We start from the raw sequence: 13,535 nt of genomic DNA on the forward strand, positions 1-13,535 counted from the left end.
ATCTGAACATTTATGCTTGTTAAAATAAATGCTAGCTTCGTTATTGATTTTGCAATTAGAACAACTAGTTACTGCAATCAATGCCTCGCTTTCATTTATTTTTCCTGACGCCTAAACAGATCATTTAATTAATCCAATTGGTATCACCTGTCAAAATTGTAAAAAAAGCAGGATAAACTCCTGCTAATTTCAGTGCTATAAAATGGCTTGCATTAAGATTATGCCATTAGAATCTTATTTTGATGACATTAATAACAACATACCCTGACGGTAGTAGTTGTTAGCCTCATCAAGGTTATCCATTTTTTCCAGCACCTTGCCGAGCAGCGCAAAACTGTCAACACTGGGCTCCAGTTCGATACTTTTCTTCAAATGTTCAATCACATCCTGATCTTTATCATCATCTAATTTTAACTTGGCAAGAGCATGATGAATCGCCGCATTATCGGGATCTTTTTTAAGGTTCTTTTCCAACAGTAGAATTAATTTCTGACGGTTGCTGATCGGGATTTGATCGGCATATGCAAGAAGCGGTAAAGAAAGTTTCTCTTTCAGTTTTTCCTGGAGAAAATGCTCGGCAAACTGAAAGTGCTTACCTGCAATAAACGCATCCAGAATCGCCTTTTGGTAATCTAAATCTTTGCGCATCCAACGTGACGATCTGTTATTCCATAAGTCTTGTACAGCTTCACCACTTTGTGTCGCTAACTGTTTGAAAAGATGCTGATAAGCATCTAATTTAATGGCATCAAATTGATCATCAGTATAGGATAAATACTTACGCTGCTCATCCAGAACAGCGATAAACTTAGACCACTCTTTTAACGGCGGGTAAATATCCAGATACAGTTTAGCAATACGTTTATGGCCGGGAAATGAGCTATCTAACTCATTCAGTGTCAGCAACGCATTTTTAAACTGTTTTGCTTCTATCTGCAGCTCTACCCAAACTAAACCGACGGCTAAACGGCAACCCTTCTGACTTTCGGTGGCTTGTTTCAGGTAATCATCACGCAACGTGTAGTCACCTTCCTGCTGCGCTGCTCTGGCGGCTGCAATGTAAGTTAACGCAGGCGCTTCAGAGCGTTCGGCTGATTTAGACAATAACTTCTGCGCTTGTTTACTGTTCCCTTCAAACAATGCCAACATCCCTAACATACTGTTGCGCTGTGCTTTTTTGGTTTTACGCTGACCAAGCCAGCCACGCGTTACTGAGCTGATGGAGAGTAATTTGCGTAATACCCATTCTAGAAATAACAACAGAAAATAAACAACCACTACCACAAGCACAGCGTTGATAATGGTTGTTTCATAGGTTGTGTAACTATCAAGGGAGATTAAAATATAACCTTTATTAGTGCTGATTTCAGGTCCAAAAATCAGCCCTGCAATAAGTGCTAAAACAACTACAATGACTCGAAGCATAATTATCCCTCCCTTACTTTACAGACGAGCTGGCAAGTGATTTTTTTACCCGCTGCGTCATAATACGCTCCAGTATGGGCGCGCTTTTTAGTTGTTCGGGATAATTGACAGAAACCTTTTGCTTGCTTAAACGTTGAATAGATTTTAAAAAATGATCCGTCGTATTATCAGTTAAGTCATAATAGCCAGTTAATATATCAACTGCCTTCTGCATCGCTAAATCATAAATATCCTGCTGCTCACGGTAAACGGCAAATTCAGCTTTGGCGATCGCACCGCGTAAATTCTCCTTCAGGTACCAGCTTTGCTGTGGTGATAATAGCGCCTCCACTTTCACATCCCGGGTATTGATGACAATAAAACTCTCAACAAAACTGTTCCATGATTTAGATAAGTTTTCACTCCAGTCTTTAATATCTGAAGAAACTTCGCCTGTCTCGCTTTGCGTCGGTTCTGATAATTTAAAACCGGCTACCATTAATTTATCAATACGGCTTTCAAGACTGGAAAGCGCCAAAACAACCCCGTCAGGATCACGTTTCGGTAAAGAGCCGAGGCTATTAATATCTTCTAATAAGGCTGCACGTAAGGGGCTTAAACTCGGGTCACTTAACACCAGAAGACGCTGATCTGCTGCAGCAAGAAGAGAGATAGCGGTTTGCACATCACTTTCTATCCAGATTTTACTGCCGGCTAAACGCACCAGGTATTCAACTTCGGAGAGGATCCAGTCATTTGGCTGGCGCACGTTTGTTTCTGCGACACGGCGCTGTAAAGATTGAAGATCGCTACTGACCAGCTTATTTTCATTCTGCACCTGCTGAAGCTGCTGATTAACCTGCTCCACAAGATCCTGTAATTCTGAATTTTGCTGATTTTGACTTTGTTTGTCTGAAGATAAGGTACTGCTTAACCGGGTGACGGTTGCCTGCTGTTCAGCCATTAACCTTTCATGTGCTTTATAGAAATACCAACCGGAAAGAATCAGCAAAATAACGAGAAGCAGCGCTAATAAAGCGATCGGGAGAGCCCAATTGCGCTTTTTCTTCTTTTTATCTGCGGGGTTATTTTCAGTTTCCACAACAGGATCGTCAGTGATGACATCGTTACTGTCGACTGTTGTTTCATTGTTATTGTTTTTCCTTGTCATAACCACCCTCACATTTTCAATTTTAATTAATCTTTAAAATAATCAACAATTTGTTCATCGGACATACCGGGAAGTATTTGCACATCTGACCACCCCCAGCGCTTTGCCTGCTCAGTGATACGCAAACTTGGTGCGTAAACAGTGAGTGATTTTAACCATGTTTGTGCACTAAGCGGCACGACTGCGATCAGTCTCTCTAACAATTCAATACTACTGATAATAGCACCATTAATCTCTTTGCGTTGCCATTCCCTGATTAAATCAGAACCACTTAATTCAATAACAACACGTTGATAAGGCTGGTAATAATTAACGATTGCACCGCGTTTAGTTAGTGTGTCACAGAGCAGCTCGCGACCACCGACCCCGCGCAGAATAAGAATATGTTTATCCTGTAAATCCGATAATGCAGGTAAATCCAGCAGTCCCTCGCTATCAAAGCACCTTTCCGGGATGGTAACATTTTGCCCTGTTGCGCTTTTTAACTTTGTCTGGGTGCCTTTGCCGACAGCCAGATAATTGCTCTGCGGCCAGTTTATTCCCGCCAGCGCCTGATCAGTATAGTCAACCGCATTAGGACTGACTGCAATAATATAATCATAATGCTTTGCCAGCACGCGGTCTGCATTATCAAACTCATCTGTTTTCTGCACTGCTAACAGGGGCTGGGCAATCGCAAAGATCCCCTGTTTGTTAAGCAACTCCGTCAGACGTTGCGCATGAGGAGCAAAACGGGTGACTAATAAGCGCACTTCTGCCATCAATTGTTATACACTTCAGCCAAAATTTCTTTGGCACCGGATGCTAATAGCTGCTCGGCAAGCTGTAAACCTAACTGCTGCGCATCATTCTGATGGCCTGTTATCTGTTTACGGATTATTTTCTTGCCGTCAACACTGCCAACCAGACCCCGTAAAAATATCTGCTCATTTTCAAGCAGGGCAAAACTGCCGATAGGCACCTGACAACCACCCTGCAGCGCCAGATTCATAGCGCGTTCAGCAGTCACCCGGAAACGTGTTTGTGCATCTTCAAGAGGTTTTAATAATGCAATGGTCTGCGCATCATCAACACGACATTCAATACCAACAGCACCTTGACCCACGGCAGGAAGGCTTACTTCCGGCGCTATAAAAGAGGCAATGCGACTTTCCATCTGCAGACGGATTAATCCTGCTGCCGCCAGAATAATAGCGTCATATTCACCGGCATCTAATTTGCCCAGACGGGTATTCACATTACCACGCAGGTCTTTGACCTTAAGATCCGGACGTAATTCGCGTAACTGGCACTGGCGGCGCAGGCTGCAGGTACCCACAACGGCGCCCTGCGGCAGCTGGTCAATATTCTGGTAATGATTGGAAACAAAAGCGTCGCGCGGATCTTCGCGCTCACAAATAACCATTAACCCCAATCCTTGCGGAAAATCAACCGGCACATCTTTCATGGAATGCACGGCAATATCAGCCCGCCCTTCCAACATCGCCACTTCCAGCTCTTTAACAAAAAGTCCTTTACCGCCCACTTTAGCCAGAGGGGTATCCAGTAATTTATCGCCTTTGGTTTTCATCGCCAACAATTCAACGGTTAAATCAGGGTGATGTTTTAAAAGCTCTGCTTTTACGAAGTTAGCCTGCCACATGGCAAGAGGACTGTGGCGGGTTGCTATACGAATTTTTTGCGCTGTCATTAAAAAACTTTCTCATTAAAAAATAATCAGTTAATGCTAGCAAAGATAAGTTTAATAAGCATGCGGATTAGCACAAAAATGCTTATTGAATAAAAGAAAATGGTTAAGAGAAGTTCCTTTGTGGCTAATCAAGCAGACAATAAAGGATTCTGACGTCCTAAAATAGGCACAAATTACCTGAAGATTTAAAACCCGCGATGCAAACCTTCCGGTTTAACTAATGGTGATAGCATTTTTTCTAAACCATTTAATTTTATTTCATAGATTAAGGCCAGCTGTTGACCGAGTTTACCTTCAGGAAAACCTTTACTGTTAAACCACACTAAGTAAGGCTCGGGCAAGTGAATCAGTTTACGCCCGGCATATTTTCCAAAGGGCATAACTTGATTAATAGCTTCGCTAAGCTGTTTGGGATCATCAAACAATGGAATTTCTCTTCAGTTAGTAAAAAATGGTAACAAGCCGATACTGGTAATATCGGCTGAATAGCTATTGCTAAAACTTACACTTGCGCTAAAGCCTGCTCAACATCGGCAATAATATCATCGATGTTTTCAATTCCGACGGAGATACGGATCAGTTCTTCACTGGCACCTGACGCTTTTAACTCTTCAGGATTTAACTGACGGTGCGTTGTTGATGCCGGATGACAGGCTAACGACTTGGCATCTCCAATATTCACCAGACGCAAAATCATCTGCAGCGCATCAATAAATTTACCACCCGCTTCTGCCCCGCCCTTAATACCAAAACTTAAAATACCGGACGCTTTACCCGCACATATTTTCCGGCAAGTCTGATAGTAGGGGCTGTTTTCAAGCGCCGCATAATTAACCCATTCAACCTTTTCATGCTGATTCAGGTAGGCCGCCAGTTTTTCTGCATTTTCACAGTGGCGCTCCATGCGTAGACATAAGGTTTCCAGCCCCTGCAGAATTTGAAAAGAGTTCATTGGTGAAATCGCGGCACCGGTATTACGCAGCGGCACAACACGGCAGCGTCCAATGTAAGCAGCTTCGCCCAGGGCTTCGGTATAAACCACACCGTGATAAGAGGGATCCGGTTCATTTAAAATGGGAAAACGTTTTTTATTGGCCACCCAGTCAAATTTGCCGGAGTCAACAATAATACCGCCAATCGAGGTACCATGACCGCCAATATATTTAGTTAATGAGTGCACCACAATATCAGCACCGAATTCAAAAGGCCGGCATAATACAGGTGTTGCCACGGTATTATCCACTATCAGCGGCACACCGTGTTTATGGGCTATTTCGGCCAGTTTCACAATATCCACAACATTACCCGCCGGATTACCAATGGATTCACAAAACACTGCACGGGTGTTTTCATCAATAGCGTCTTCAAAGCCCTGATAATCATCATAGGAGACCATACGGGTTTCAATCCCCTGCTTGGGCAGGGAGTGCGCGAATAAGTTATATGTACCGCCATAAAGCTGGCTGGTACTGACAATATTCGTACCCACTTCGCATATACATTGTATTGCGTAAGTAATAGCTGACATGCCCGATGCCACAGCAAGCGCCCCTATTCCGCCTTCCATCGCCGCCACGCGTTTTTCCAGGACATCTGTGGTCGGGTTCATGATCCGCGTATAAATATTACCGGCGACTTTTAAATCAAACAGATCCGCTCCGTGCTGGGTATTGTCAAAAGTGTAGGAAGTCGTTTGGTAAATAGGTACCGCAGCCGCTTTGGTTGTTGCTTCAGATTGATAACCATGATGTAGTGCAAGTGATTCTAGTTTCATAAATATCCCTGTTAAATAAATAATAACGGATCTCTGCCCAAGCTTCCTGAAGAAGTGTTAATCCGCAGGTTAACAGCCGGTCATATGCAAACGGGTATAACGCTAGCATTGCTGCGCTTAATTAAACAAGGTTTTTATAAGATGAAGCTCACAATTAGAAAATATTACTATCGCTATGATTACCAACTGTTATCTTTTATTATCAGATAGACAACTGAACAATAAAGATAAACTTACTTAAGATTAACAGGTTAGCGGAGTGTTATATGCAGGGCAAGATCAGGGTTTGTAGCCGCGAACAGGTTGATCTATTACGCGAAATCGCAATTGAAACCTATGCTGATACATTTTCAGACAGTAATAGTACTACATTGATGGCACAGTATTTTCAGGATGCCTTAAACAGAGAAAAGTTACTCTCTGAACTGGATAACCCGTATAGTTGTTTTTATTTCATTTACTTTGAAAAGCAGGTTGCCGGTTTTTTAAAGGTCAATGTAATGACCGCACAAACCGATATTAATGATTTAAACGCATTGGAAATTGAACGTTTTTATATTCGTAAGGCTTTCCTGAGCAGAGGTTTAGGTAAACAGCTGATGGATTTTGCCAAACAACGGGCAGAGCAGCTCAGTAAAGAATACCTCTGGCTGGGCGTTTGGGAAAATAATCATCGCGCACTACACTTTTATAAAAACATGGGCTTTTATCAAATCGGATCACACCCTTTTGATATGGGCGGTGATATTCAAACTGATTTGCTGTTCAGGAAAGATCTGTAAAATAGCTACCCCATAAGCACTATTCTGCAGCAAAGTTCAATATAAGTAATTTCGGCTATTATGTTAAAGATAAAAGACTGAAAAAGGAGTTATCATGGATTTTAGCGCATACAGTTCGGCGTTTAGCGGTTTACTGGTGGTTTTAACTACCCTGATCGTACAGTTTATTGTCGCCAATACCGGTAAAGCAAGATTACCCAACCATATTCCGGGAAAAATCGATCCTTCACTCGGCCATGAAAGTTTTGTGTTTCGCGCCTATCGCACCATGGAAAACTCTCTGGAAAATATCAGTCTTTTTCTGGGCAGTGCATTTCTGGCTATTTTAGCAGGGGTAAATCCGGTTTGGACAGGGTTCGCTGTGTGGATCTATGCTCTGGCACGTATCATGCACATGATACTCTATTACATGATCTCTACAGAACAAAATCCCAGCCCGCGCTCTTACTTTTATCTGCTCGGTTTATTAGCCAATATCCTGTTATTGATACTGATTTTAACCCGTTTATTGTGAATTTATTCGCTTAAAAAAACCCGCATAAATAAACCTGCGGGCTTTAAATCGTCAGCAATACACTAATCCATCAAATGCTCTAAGCCGTAAACCAGCTCGTTACGTTTGACCACCTGTTTACAGGCTAAGCAGATGCCCGGCATAAAGGATTCACGGTGCTGGGAATTATGCTCTATCTTTAAGGTTTCGCTTAACCCGCCAAAGAAAACCGTCTGCTGCGCAACCACACCGGGTAAGCGCACTGAATGCAGTTTTACGCCGTGCAGTTCAGCGCCGCGGGCACCTTCAATTAATTCTTTATCGTTAAATGGAATTGCCTGTTTAGTACGCCCCTGCGCAATTAACTCTGCTGTGCGGATACCTGTACCGGAAGGGCTTTCCTCTTTTTGTGTACTGTGCGCTTCAATGATTTCAACATCAGGCAGATATTTCGCCGCCTCGGCAGCAAACTTCATCATCAGTACCGCGCCGACTGAAAAGTTAGGAGCGATTAAACCGCCCAGTTGTTTTTCCGCCGCCAGTGCCTGCAGCTCTTTCACCTGTTCAACCTGAAAACCACTTGTTCCCACAACAGGTCGTGCACCGGCATTTAAAATGGTTTTAGTATTATTAAAACCGGCCGATGCCGCCGTTAAGTCAACTACCACCTGCGCACCTGAATCATTAATAAGTTGGATCAGGTCATCGCCTACATCACACTGCCCAACCAATTGCAGCTGCGGATCATTATTGATTGCATTAACAGCTTCACTGCCCATGCGCCCTTTTGCGCCATTTACGATAACTGTGATCATCTCTGTTCCTTTATTGTTTCAAATATAAATAGATAATTACCTGGTGAGAATAAAATAACCAGCAAAAGCAATCCAGCTAAGTGCTAATAAAAACCACGGTAAACGATTACTGCGCGGCTTTATTAGCAGCGGTGTCTGCTCTTCCTGGCTCGGCTCTGCCGGTTGATTTTTCTTTTTTTTATTGGCTTTATTCAGTTCGCGCTGTTTGCTTTTAGCCATTTTTTTATATTCAGCGATCCCTTTTTGAATCCCCAGAGCGATTAAGCGGGTCTGCTCTTTGCTTTGTCCGGGTTTTTGCGTTTTTTTAGCAATCGCCATCGCTTCATCTTGAGTTTCCGGGGAAATTGTTAGGTTATTATTTTTAGCCATATTATTCACACTTATTTTCGCGTTGTTTCTGTAAACGCAGCAGTGCCTTGTTACTGAGCGTCTCTAAAAACACTTCTGGATCATCGTAATCATATTTAAGCAGGTGGTTAAGCAGCTGCACACCGATGGCAGACATGGATTGAATTTCCAGGTGACTTCGACCACACCCCTGGCAATGCGTTCCATCTTTAGTGCAGTTATTGGTGCACGGGCTAAACTTCATGACGATTTCCTTGTTTGTAATACATTTTCCGGTAAATAATCTTTCACAACCGATCCGCTAAAAGATAACGTTATATAACCGCAATGGATCAAAAAAGTTAGTCTAACAACTTTAGAGAGCTGAATCATGGGTTTTAAACCCCTTTTTTCAGTGATTACGCTTTACTCCTGTCGCCAGAAGGTACTTTATTAGCGCATAATAAACATATTTTAACCACTGAACATTAGGAAAAATATGACATTTCAATTAAACCCGAATCTGGAAAATGACTGCTACCAGTTAGCGGAGAGTGCTGATTGTTTATGGTTACTACTCAATAACCATTATTTTCCGTGGATAATTATTGTCCCGAAAACCGAGCAGAGCGAACTGTATCTGTTAACGGAACAGGAACAGCAACATTTAATTCGGCAAAGCAATATTATCAGTGAATTTCTTAAACAGCATTTTGTCTGTGACAAGTTAAATGTCGCAAGTATCGGCAATATGGTGTCGCAGATGCACCTCCATGTTATTGCCCGCAGTAAAGACGATCCATGCTGGCCGGGTGTCGTTTGGGGAACAAGCTTTAAACAGCCCTATCCGCTCGATGAAGTACTCGCTATTCAGATAAAACTGCAGCAATTTTGCCAGCAGAAAAAAATCACAGGTTATCACTTTACCGCGCCTAAGGTTAAGGCTGAGTAATAAAATCTAAATCTTGCTTTGTCCCCTGCAACAAATAAAATGGCTTGCCATATTTGTCAGCCATTTTTATTGCCAGATCAGCAGTCAGATTATTTTTAATACACACTTTATCGGCTTGAGCAATGAGCTTAAGATAACCTTCATTTTCAGCATATCTGTTATCTGCCAGTTGCTCTTCAGATAAGAGGCAGATGACCGCTTTTAGCTGTAAAACAGGCTGATAAAACTGCCCCTGCAGTAACTTTTGAATATTAGCTAAATGTCCCGCGCCGGCAGGTTCAATAAACAATCGGTCAGGATTAACCTGTTTAAGTAAATTATTTAAGGCTACTCGAAAAGGCATCCCGGCACTGCAACATAAACAGCCGCCATGCACCTCTTTAATAAAAATATTATTGGCCTGGTAATGTGTATGGGGATAATTGCTATTTCCAGATTCATTAACTAATACCGCCCATTTTTCACCGGACGGTTTATAAGTTAATAATTGTTTGATAAAGGTTGTTTTACCCGAACCAGAAAATCCAGCGATAAGGTGGCAAGGTATCTCTTTTTTCATTACATATTTTCCAATAAATTGATCACTGTTTTTACCCGCTTTTAAACATCGTTAAATTGCCGGCAGGTTATCGTAGCATGTTTACTAATGACTCAGTTATACTGCGCTTTCAAATTCAGAGGGGTAATTATGATCTACAGTATGACAGCATTTGCGCGTAAACAATTCAAAGGTGATTGGGGCACTGCAGTGTGGGAAATTCGTTCAGTTAACCAGCGTTATTTGGAGACCTATTTTCGCCTCCCTGAACAATTCCGTGGCCTTGAAGTTAAATTAAAAGAAGTTTTCCGTAAACGTTTACAACGTGGAAAGATCGAGTGTAATCTGCGTTTTGAATCCACCAGCGGCAATGATAATGCCTTAAGTATGAATCAGGAACTGGCAGCACAGTTAATCAAAAATGCGCAGTGGGTGATTGATAAAGCGGGCACTGGCACATTAAACGCCATCGATATTCTGCAATGGCCGGGCGTTATGCAGACACCCGAGCAGGATCTCGATGCGATAAGTGTGGAGTTAATGGCCGGTTTTGAACAAACACTGAATGAATTTATTGAATCTCGTGCCGCCGAAGGCAGCAATCTTGCTGCATTTATCGAACAGCGTTTAACGGCCATCGGCGAACAGGCAAATAAAGTCCGTGAATTTATGCCGGAAGTACAGACCTGGCAAAAAGCACGCATCCTTAAAAAATTCGAAGATGCCAAGGTCGATTTAGACAGCACCCGCGTTGAACAGGAGTTAGTGCTGCTGGCTCAAAAAACAGATGTGGCCGAAGAGCTGGATCGCCTGGATTCGCATATTTCAGAAACCGTTAAGGTCCTGAAAAAAGGTGGAGCAGTAGGTCGCCGCCTGGACTTTATGATGCAGGAGTTTAACCGCGAAGCAAACACCCTGGGCTCAAAAGTTATCAACAGTGACATTACAGCTGCAGCCGTTGAATGCAAAGTTTTAATCGAGCAAATGCGCGAGCAGGTGCAAAATATAGAATGATGTTTTAACCTGTTTCTGACTGCCATAAAACACCTTAAAAGCCCCGTATTTCGGGGCTTTATTGTTTCTACCGGCTCTAGCATGTTCCCTGCAGTTCATGGTAAAGTGATGACACAGATGGTGATACAAAACTACACTGGTAACCTCACACAGAGTTTACAAAGCGCTGTTCCCTCCTTAATTTTCGCAATATGCGTACTTTAATATCAGGAATTTCCATTCGCAACACTCTGCGTAGCGAATTAAATTGGACGCATTAGCGCAATATAATGTGTATTGAAAAAAAACGAGCCTATCTGATCTATACCCATGTTATTGCAACATGTTTTGTCAGGCACGAGCTCGGAGACCAGAACAAGACGCAACATGAGGTAATGGTTATTCCCTTTTCGATTGTTGCAACGCTGAGCTGGTTTTCGAGCCCGCGCCCCGAAGGGCAAGGCAACTTGGAGTATCATCGGTATAGCAATGATACTACCCAACAAAACAGCCCAGCCCGAGATTTGCCGCGGAGAATCCTTCCCCTTTATTACGAACGATTACTGACCAGCAAAAAGAAACAGCCCTTTATCGCTTTGTTTTGTGCCTTTTCAATATTTTTTCTACTCTATTTTGCGGTCTTTTCTCTTCAGATTTACTGCTCAGAGCCTGTTATACCAAATCCGATAATTATCTATTCATTTATGCTTGTTAAAATGAATGCTAGCTTCGTTATTGATTTTGCAATTAGAACAACTAGTTACTGCAATCAATGCCTTGCTTTCATCCATTTTTCCTACGCCTAAATAGATCATCTAATTATCGGAATTGGTATAACTTAATCCTGGCAGACAAAGTTATTATATTTCAACTTTCTCGATCCAGCCAAAACGATCTTCACGAGTGCCGTATTGAATCCCGGTCAGCTCATCGTATAGCTGCTTGGAAATTTTTCCTGACTCATTATTGTTAATAACATAATCAGTACCTTTCCAGCACAGTTTGCCAACTGGAGAAATAACCGCAGCGGTACCGCAACCAAATGCTTCAGTTATTTTTCCGCTTTTTATATCCGCTAATATCTCCTGGATGTCCAGGCGCTCTTCAGAAACTTCAAAACCTAATGCAGGCGCCAGTTTAAGAATCGAGTCACGGGTAATCCCAGGTAAAATACTACCGCTTAAAGCAGGGGTTACAATGCGTTTATTTTCATATACAAAACAGATATTCATGGCGCCAACTTCTTCAACGTACTTTCCGTTAACAGCATCTAGCCAAAGCACTTGCGAATATCCCTGTTTTGCAACCTCTTCAGAAACATAGAGGCTTGCCGCATAATTACCACCGGTCTTAGCTTCACCGACACCACCTACTACCGCGCGACGATACTGGTCAGCAATGTAAACAGATACAGGTTGAAAACCACCTTTAAAGTAAGAGCCGGCTGGTCCGGTAATAATAAAATGGGTATAAGCATCGCTGGCACCCAAACCTAATTTTTTACCGGTGGCGATCATGGTTGGGCGTATATATAAAGATGCGCCTGCTTGCTCAGGAACCCAGGGATGGTCAATAGAAAGCAGTGCTTTCAGGGCTTGTAAGTGAAACTCCAGATCCACTTCCGGCATTACCATTCTTTTTGCAGAACGGTTAAAGCGTTTAAAGTTTTCCATCGGACGGAATAAGTTAATCGAGCCATCTGCTGTGCGGTATGCTTTTAAACCTTCAAATATTTCCTGTCCATAATGAAAAACAGCAGCTGAAGGGTCAAGTGTTAATGCGTGATAAGGGGTAATTTCAGCGTTTGCCCAGCCTGCGCCCTGGGTATAATTTTGACTGAACATATGATCAGAAAAATCATTTCCAAAACTATACACTTCCGGGCAGGCCCCGCGCTTGGAAAGCTCAAGCGGTTTCATATCAATCATCATATCAATTCCCTATTTTTATAATTTTATTGTTTTTTAATGCAAAATTCAGCGCATGAAAAGTATCAAGTAGTGTGCATAATAAGTTATCGTCGAGTACGATTAAATACAATTTATAAATTAATTTCAAGACGCTTACTAATTCATGCTCAAAGCGTAATTAGGCAAGTTTAATCCTTGTTTCAGCTTAATGGAATATTGTGCAGCTTGTGTTTGTATAATAATTTCTAATTATGATAAAAAAAAGAAAAATGCATTGAATTTGCTATAGTATCGCCCTTAGCTCAGCAAGGTTATTTTAAAGGACCAATTGGCATGGAAAGCACATTCTCAATATTTTCAACTGCAGTGTTACTGTTTTTTATTTTAGATCCTATAGGCAATGTTCCACTGTTATTGAGTATTGTGACTTCTCACCGCCCTTATTCGGGCGATGCTTCTTGTTTCCTAAGCCGCAACCTGTTCGTGACAGGATTTACGCAAGCCTCCGCAAACAGTAACGACTTGTCCAGCCGCTTTTAATTTCAGAATACCTTTAGCGCGGATATTAAGAGCGGCATTTAAATCCCGATCTATATCCGTAGTTCCGCAGTTTGGACAATCCCATTTACGAACCGATAAGGGCATTGATTCAACTTTGTGACCGCAACAATGGCAAGTTTTAGAGC

The 13,535-nt window shown here is 42.2% G+C and carries 16 protein-coding genes; 4 read left to right on the top strand and 12 right to left on the bottom strand.

Annotation, left to right across the window (positions count from 1 at the left end):
• Positions 1 to 234: 234 nt before the first annotated feature.
• The 6 genes from ABZA00_RS12820 to ABZA00_RS12845 form a co-directional block, all read right to left on the bottom strand.
• Positions 235 to 1,425 carry a heme biosynthesis protein HemY gene (locus ABZA00_RS12820; RefSeq protein ID WP_372882558.1) on the bottom strand — a complete coding sequence of 397 codons (1,191 nt, stop codon included), beginning with the start codon at positions 1,423 to 1,425 and terminating at the stop codon, positions 235 to 237.
• A gap of 13 nt (positions 1,426 to 1,438) precedes the next feature.
• Positions 1,439 to 2,575: a uroporphyrinogen-III C-methyltransferase gene (locus ABZA00_RS12825; protein ID WP_372882559.1), complete on the bottom strand. Its 1,137-nt coding sequence runs from the start codon at positions 2,573 to 2,575 to the stop codon at positions 1,439 to 1,441.
• Between the two features lie 26 nt (positions 2,576 to 2,601).
• On the bottom strand, positions 2,602 to 3,336 hold the full coding sequence (locus tag ABZA00_RS12830; RefSeq protein ID WP_372882560.1) for a uroporphyrinogen-III synthase: 735 nt from the start codon (positions 3,334 to 3,336) through the stop codon (positions 2,602 to 2,604).
• A complete protein-coding gene (gene hemC, locus ABZA00_RS12835; RefSeq protein WP_372882561.1) occupies positions 3,336 to 4,265 on the bottom strand; it encodes a hydroxymethylbilane synthase in 930 nt (309 codons plus the stop codon). The genes ABZA00_RS12830 and hemC overlap by 1 nt, the downstream gene beginning before the upstream one ends.
• 185 nt (positions 4,266 to 4,450) lie before the next feature.
• On the bottom strand, positions 4,451 to 4,690 hold the full coding sequence (locus ABZA00_RS12840) for a DUF3820 family protein (RefSeq protein ID WP_372882562.1): 240 nt from the start codon (positions 4,688 to 4,690) through the stop codon (positions 4,451 to 4,453).
• A gap of 77 nt (positions 4,691 to 4,767) precedes the next feature.
• Positions 4,768 to 6,039 carry an O-acetylhomoserine aminocarboxypropyltransferase/cysteine synthase family protein gene (locus tag ABZA00_RS12845; RefSeq protein ID WP_372882563.1) on the bottom strand — a complete coding sequence of 424 codons (1,272 nt, stop codon included), beginning with the start codon at positions 6,037 to 6,039 and terminating at the stop codon, positions 4,768 to 4,770.
• A 266-nt stretch (positions 6,040 to 6,305) separates the two neighbouring features.
• On the opposite strand from ABZA00_RS12845, the gene ABZA00_RS12850 reads away from it, so the two are divergent.
• Both ABZA00_RS12850 and ABZA00_RS12855 read left to right on the top strand, forming a co-directional pair.
• On the top strand, positions 6,306 to 6,821 hold the full coding sequence (locus ABZA00_RS12850; protein WP_372882564.1) for a GNAT family N-acetyltransferase: 516 nt from the start codon (positions 6,306 to 6,308) through the stop codon (positions 6,819 to 6,821).
• A gap of 94 nt (positions 6,822 to 6,915) precedes the next feature.
• Entirely contained in the window at positions 6,916 to 7,335 is a 420-nt protein-coding gene (locus ABZA00_RS12855; protein ID WP_372882565.1) for an MAPEG family protein, read from the top strand.
• A gap of 62 nt (positions 7,336 to 7,397) precedes the next feature.
• On the opposite strand, the gene dapB is transcribed toward ABZA00_RS12855, so the two are convergent.
• From dapB to ABZA00_RS12870, 3 genes are read right to left on the bottom strand one after another with little or no spacing between them, the layout of a single operon-like run.
• Positions 7,398 to 8,129: a 4-hydroxy-tetrahydrodipicolinate reductase gene (gene dapB / locus ABZA00_RS12860; RefSeq protein ID WP_372882566.1), complete on the bottom strand. Its 732-nt coding sequence runs from the start codon at positions 8,127 to 8,129 to the stop codon at positions 7,398 to 7,400.
• A 36-nt stretch (positions 8,130 to 8,165) separates the two neighbouring features.
• On the bottom strand, positions 8,166 to 8,498 hold the full coding sequence (locus tag ABZA00_RS12865; RefSeq protein WP_372882567.1) for a DUF2956 domain-containing protein: 333 nt from the start codon (positions 8,496 to 8,498) through the stop codon (positions 8,166 to 8,168).
• A gap of 1 nt (position 8,499) precedes the next feature.
• The gene (locus tag ABZA00_RS12870) at positions 8,500 to 8,721 is read right to left on the bottom strand and encodes a hypothetical protein (RefSeq protein WP_372882568.1); all 222 of its coding nucleotides are present in this window, start codon (positions 8,719 to 8,721) and stop codon (positions 8,500 to 8,502) included.
• A gap of 234 nt (positions 8,722 to 8,955) precedes the next feature.
• Between ABZA00_RS12870 and ABZA00_RS12875 the strand changes: the two genes are divergently transcribed.
• A complete protein-coding gene (locus tag ABZA00_RS12875; protein WP_372882569.1) occupies positions 8,956 to 9,408 on the top strand; it encodes an HIT family protein in 453 nt (150 codons plus the stop codon).
• On the opposite strand, the gene ABZA00_RS12880 is transcribed toward ABZA00_RS12875, so the two are convergent.
• Positions 9,395 to 9,967, bottom strand: coding sequence for a GTP-binding protein (locus ABZA00_RS12880; RefSeq protein WP_372882570.1), 573 nt, complete (start codon positions 9,965 to 9,967; stop codon positions 9,395 to 9,397). The genes ABZA00_RS12875 and ABZA00_RS12880 overlap by 14 nt on opposite strands.
• A gap of 129 nt (positions 9,968 to 10,096) precedes the next feature.
• Between ABZA00_RS12880 and ABZA00_RS12885 the strand changes: the two genes are divergently transcribed.
• Positions 10,097 to 10,960 (top strand): YicC/YloC family endoribonuclease, encoded by an 864-nt coding sequence (locus ABZA00_RS12885; protein ID WP_372882571.1) that lies wholly within the window; start codon positions 10,097 to 10,099, stop codon positions 10,958 to 10,960.
• Positions 10,961 to 11,799: 839 nt separating this feature from the next.
• Here the strand turns inward: ABZA00_RS12885 and ABZA00_RS12890 are convergent.
• Both ABZA00_RS12890 and ABZA00_RS12895 read right to left on the bottom strand, forming a co-directional pair.
• Positions 11,800 to 12,870 (bottom strand): branched-chain amino acid aminotransferase, encoded by a 1,071-nt coding sequence (locus ABZA00_RS12890; protein WP_372882572.1) that lies wholly within the window; start codon positions 12,868 to 12,870, stop codon positions 11,800 to 11,802.
• 444 nt (positions 12,871 to 13,314) lie between these two features.
• Positions 13,315 to 13,535, bottom strand: a 221-nt coding sequence (locus ABZA00_RS12895; RefSeq protein ID WP_372882573.1) for a zinc ribbon domain-containing protein, incomplete at its 5' end; no start/stop codon positions are given.

This window comes from Psychromonas sp. (assembly GCF_041586535.1).
Classification (GTDB): Bacteria; Pseudomonadota; Gammaproteobacteria; order Enterobacterales; family Psychromonadaceae; genus Psychromonas.

What these genes read in the sequence shown, in the direction of transcription:
- ABZA00_RS12820 (WP_372882558.1), bottom strand. Translation starts at nt 1,425, where the DNA reads ATGCTTCGAGTCATTGTAGTTGTTTTAGCACTTATTGCAGGGCTGATT.
- ABZA00_RS12825 (WP_372882559.1), bottom strand. Translation starts at nt 2,575, where the DNA reads ATGACAAGGAAAAACAATAACAATGAAACAACAGTCGACAGTAACGAT.
- ABZA00_RS12830 (WP_372882560.1), bottom strand. Translation starts at nt 3,336, where the DNA reads ATGGCAGAAGTGCGCTTATTAGTCACCCGTTTTGCTCCTCATGCGCAA.
- hemC (WP_372882561.1), bottom strand. Translation starts at nt 4,265, where the DNA reads ATGACAGCGCAAAAAATTCGTATAGCAACCCGCCACAGTCCTCTTGCC.
- ABZA00_RS12845 (WP_372882563.1), bottom strand. Translation starts at nt 6,039, where the DNA reads ATGAAACTAGAATCACTTGCACTACATCATGGTTATCAATCTGAAGCA.
- ABZA00_RS12850 (WP_372882564.1), top strand. Translation starts at nt 6,306, where the DNA reads ATGCAGGGCAAGATCAGGGTTTGTAGCCGCGAACAGGTTGATCTATTA.
- ABZA00_RS12855 (WP_372882565.1), top strand. Translation starts at nt 6,916, where the DNA reads ATGGATTTTAGCGCATACAGTTCGGCGTTTAGCGGTTTACTGGTGGTT.
- dapB (WP_372882566.1), bottom strand. Translation starts at nt 8,129, where the DNA reads ATGATCACAGTTATCGTAAATGGCGCAAAAGGGCGCATGGGCAGTGAA.
- ABZA00_RS12865 (WP_372882567.1), bottom strand. Translation starts at nt 8,498, where the DNA reads ATGGCTAAAAATAATAACCTAACAATTTCCCCGGAAACTCAAGATGAA.
- ABZA00_RS12870 (WP_372882568.1), bottom strand. Translation starts at nt 8,721, where the DNA reads ATGAAGTTTAGCCCGTGCACCAATAACTGCACTAAAGATGGAACGCAT.
- ABZA00_RS12875 (WP_372882569.1), top strand. Translation starts at nt 8,956, where the DNA reads ATGACATTTCAATTAAACCCGAATCTGGAAAATGACTGCTACCAGTTA.
- ABZA00_RS12880 (WP_372882570.1), bottom strand. Translation starts at nt 9,967, where the DNA reads ATGAAAAAAGAGATACCTTGCCACCTTATCGCTGGATTTTCTGGTTCG.
- ABZA00_RS12885 (WP_372882571.1), top strand. Translation starts at nt 10,097, where the DNA reads ATGATCTACAGTATGACAGCATTTGCGCGTAAACAATTCAAAGGTGAT.
- ABZA00_RS12890 (WP_372882572.1), bottom strand. Translation starts at nt 12,870, where the DNA reads ATGATGATTGATATGAAACCGCTTGAGCTTTCCAAGCGCGGGGCCTGC.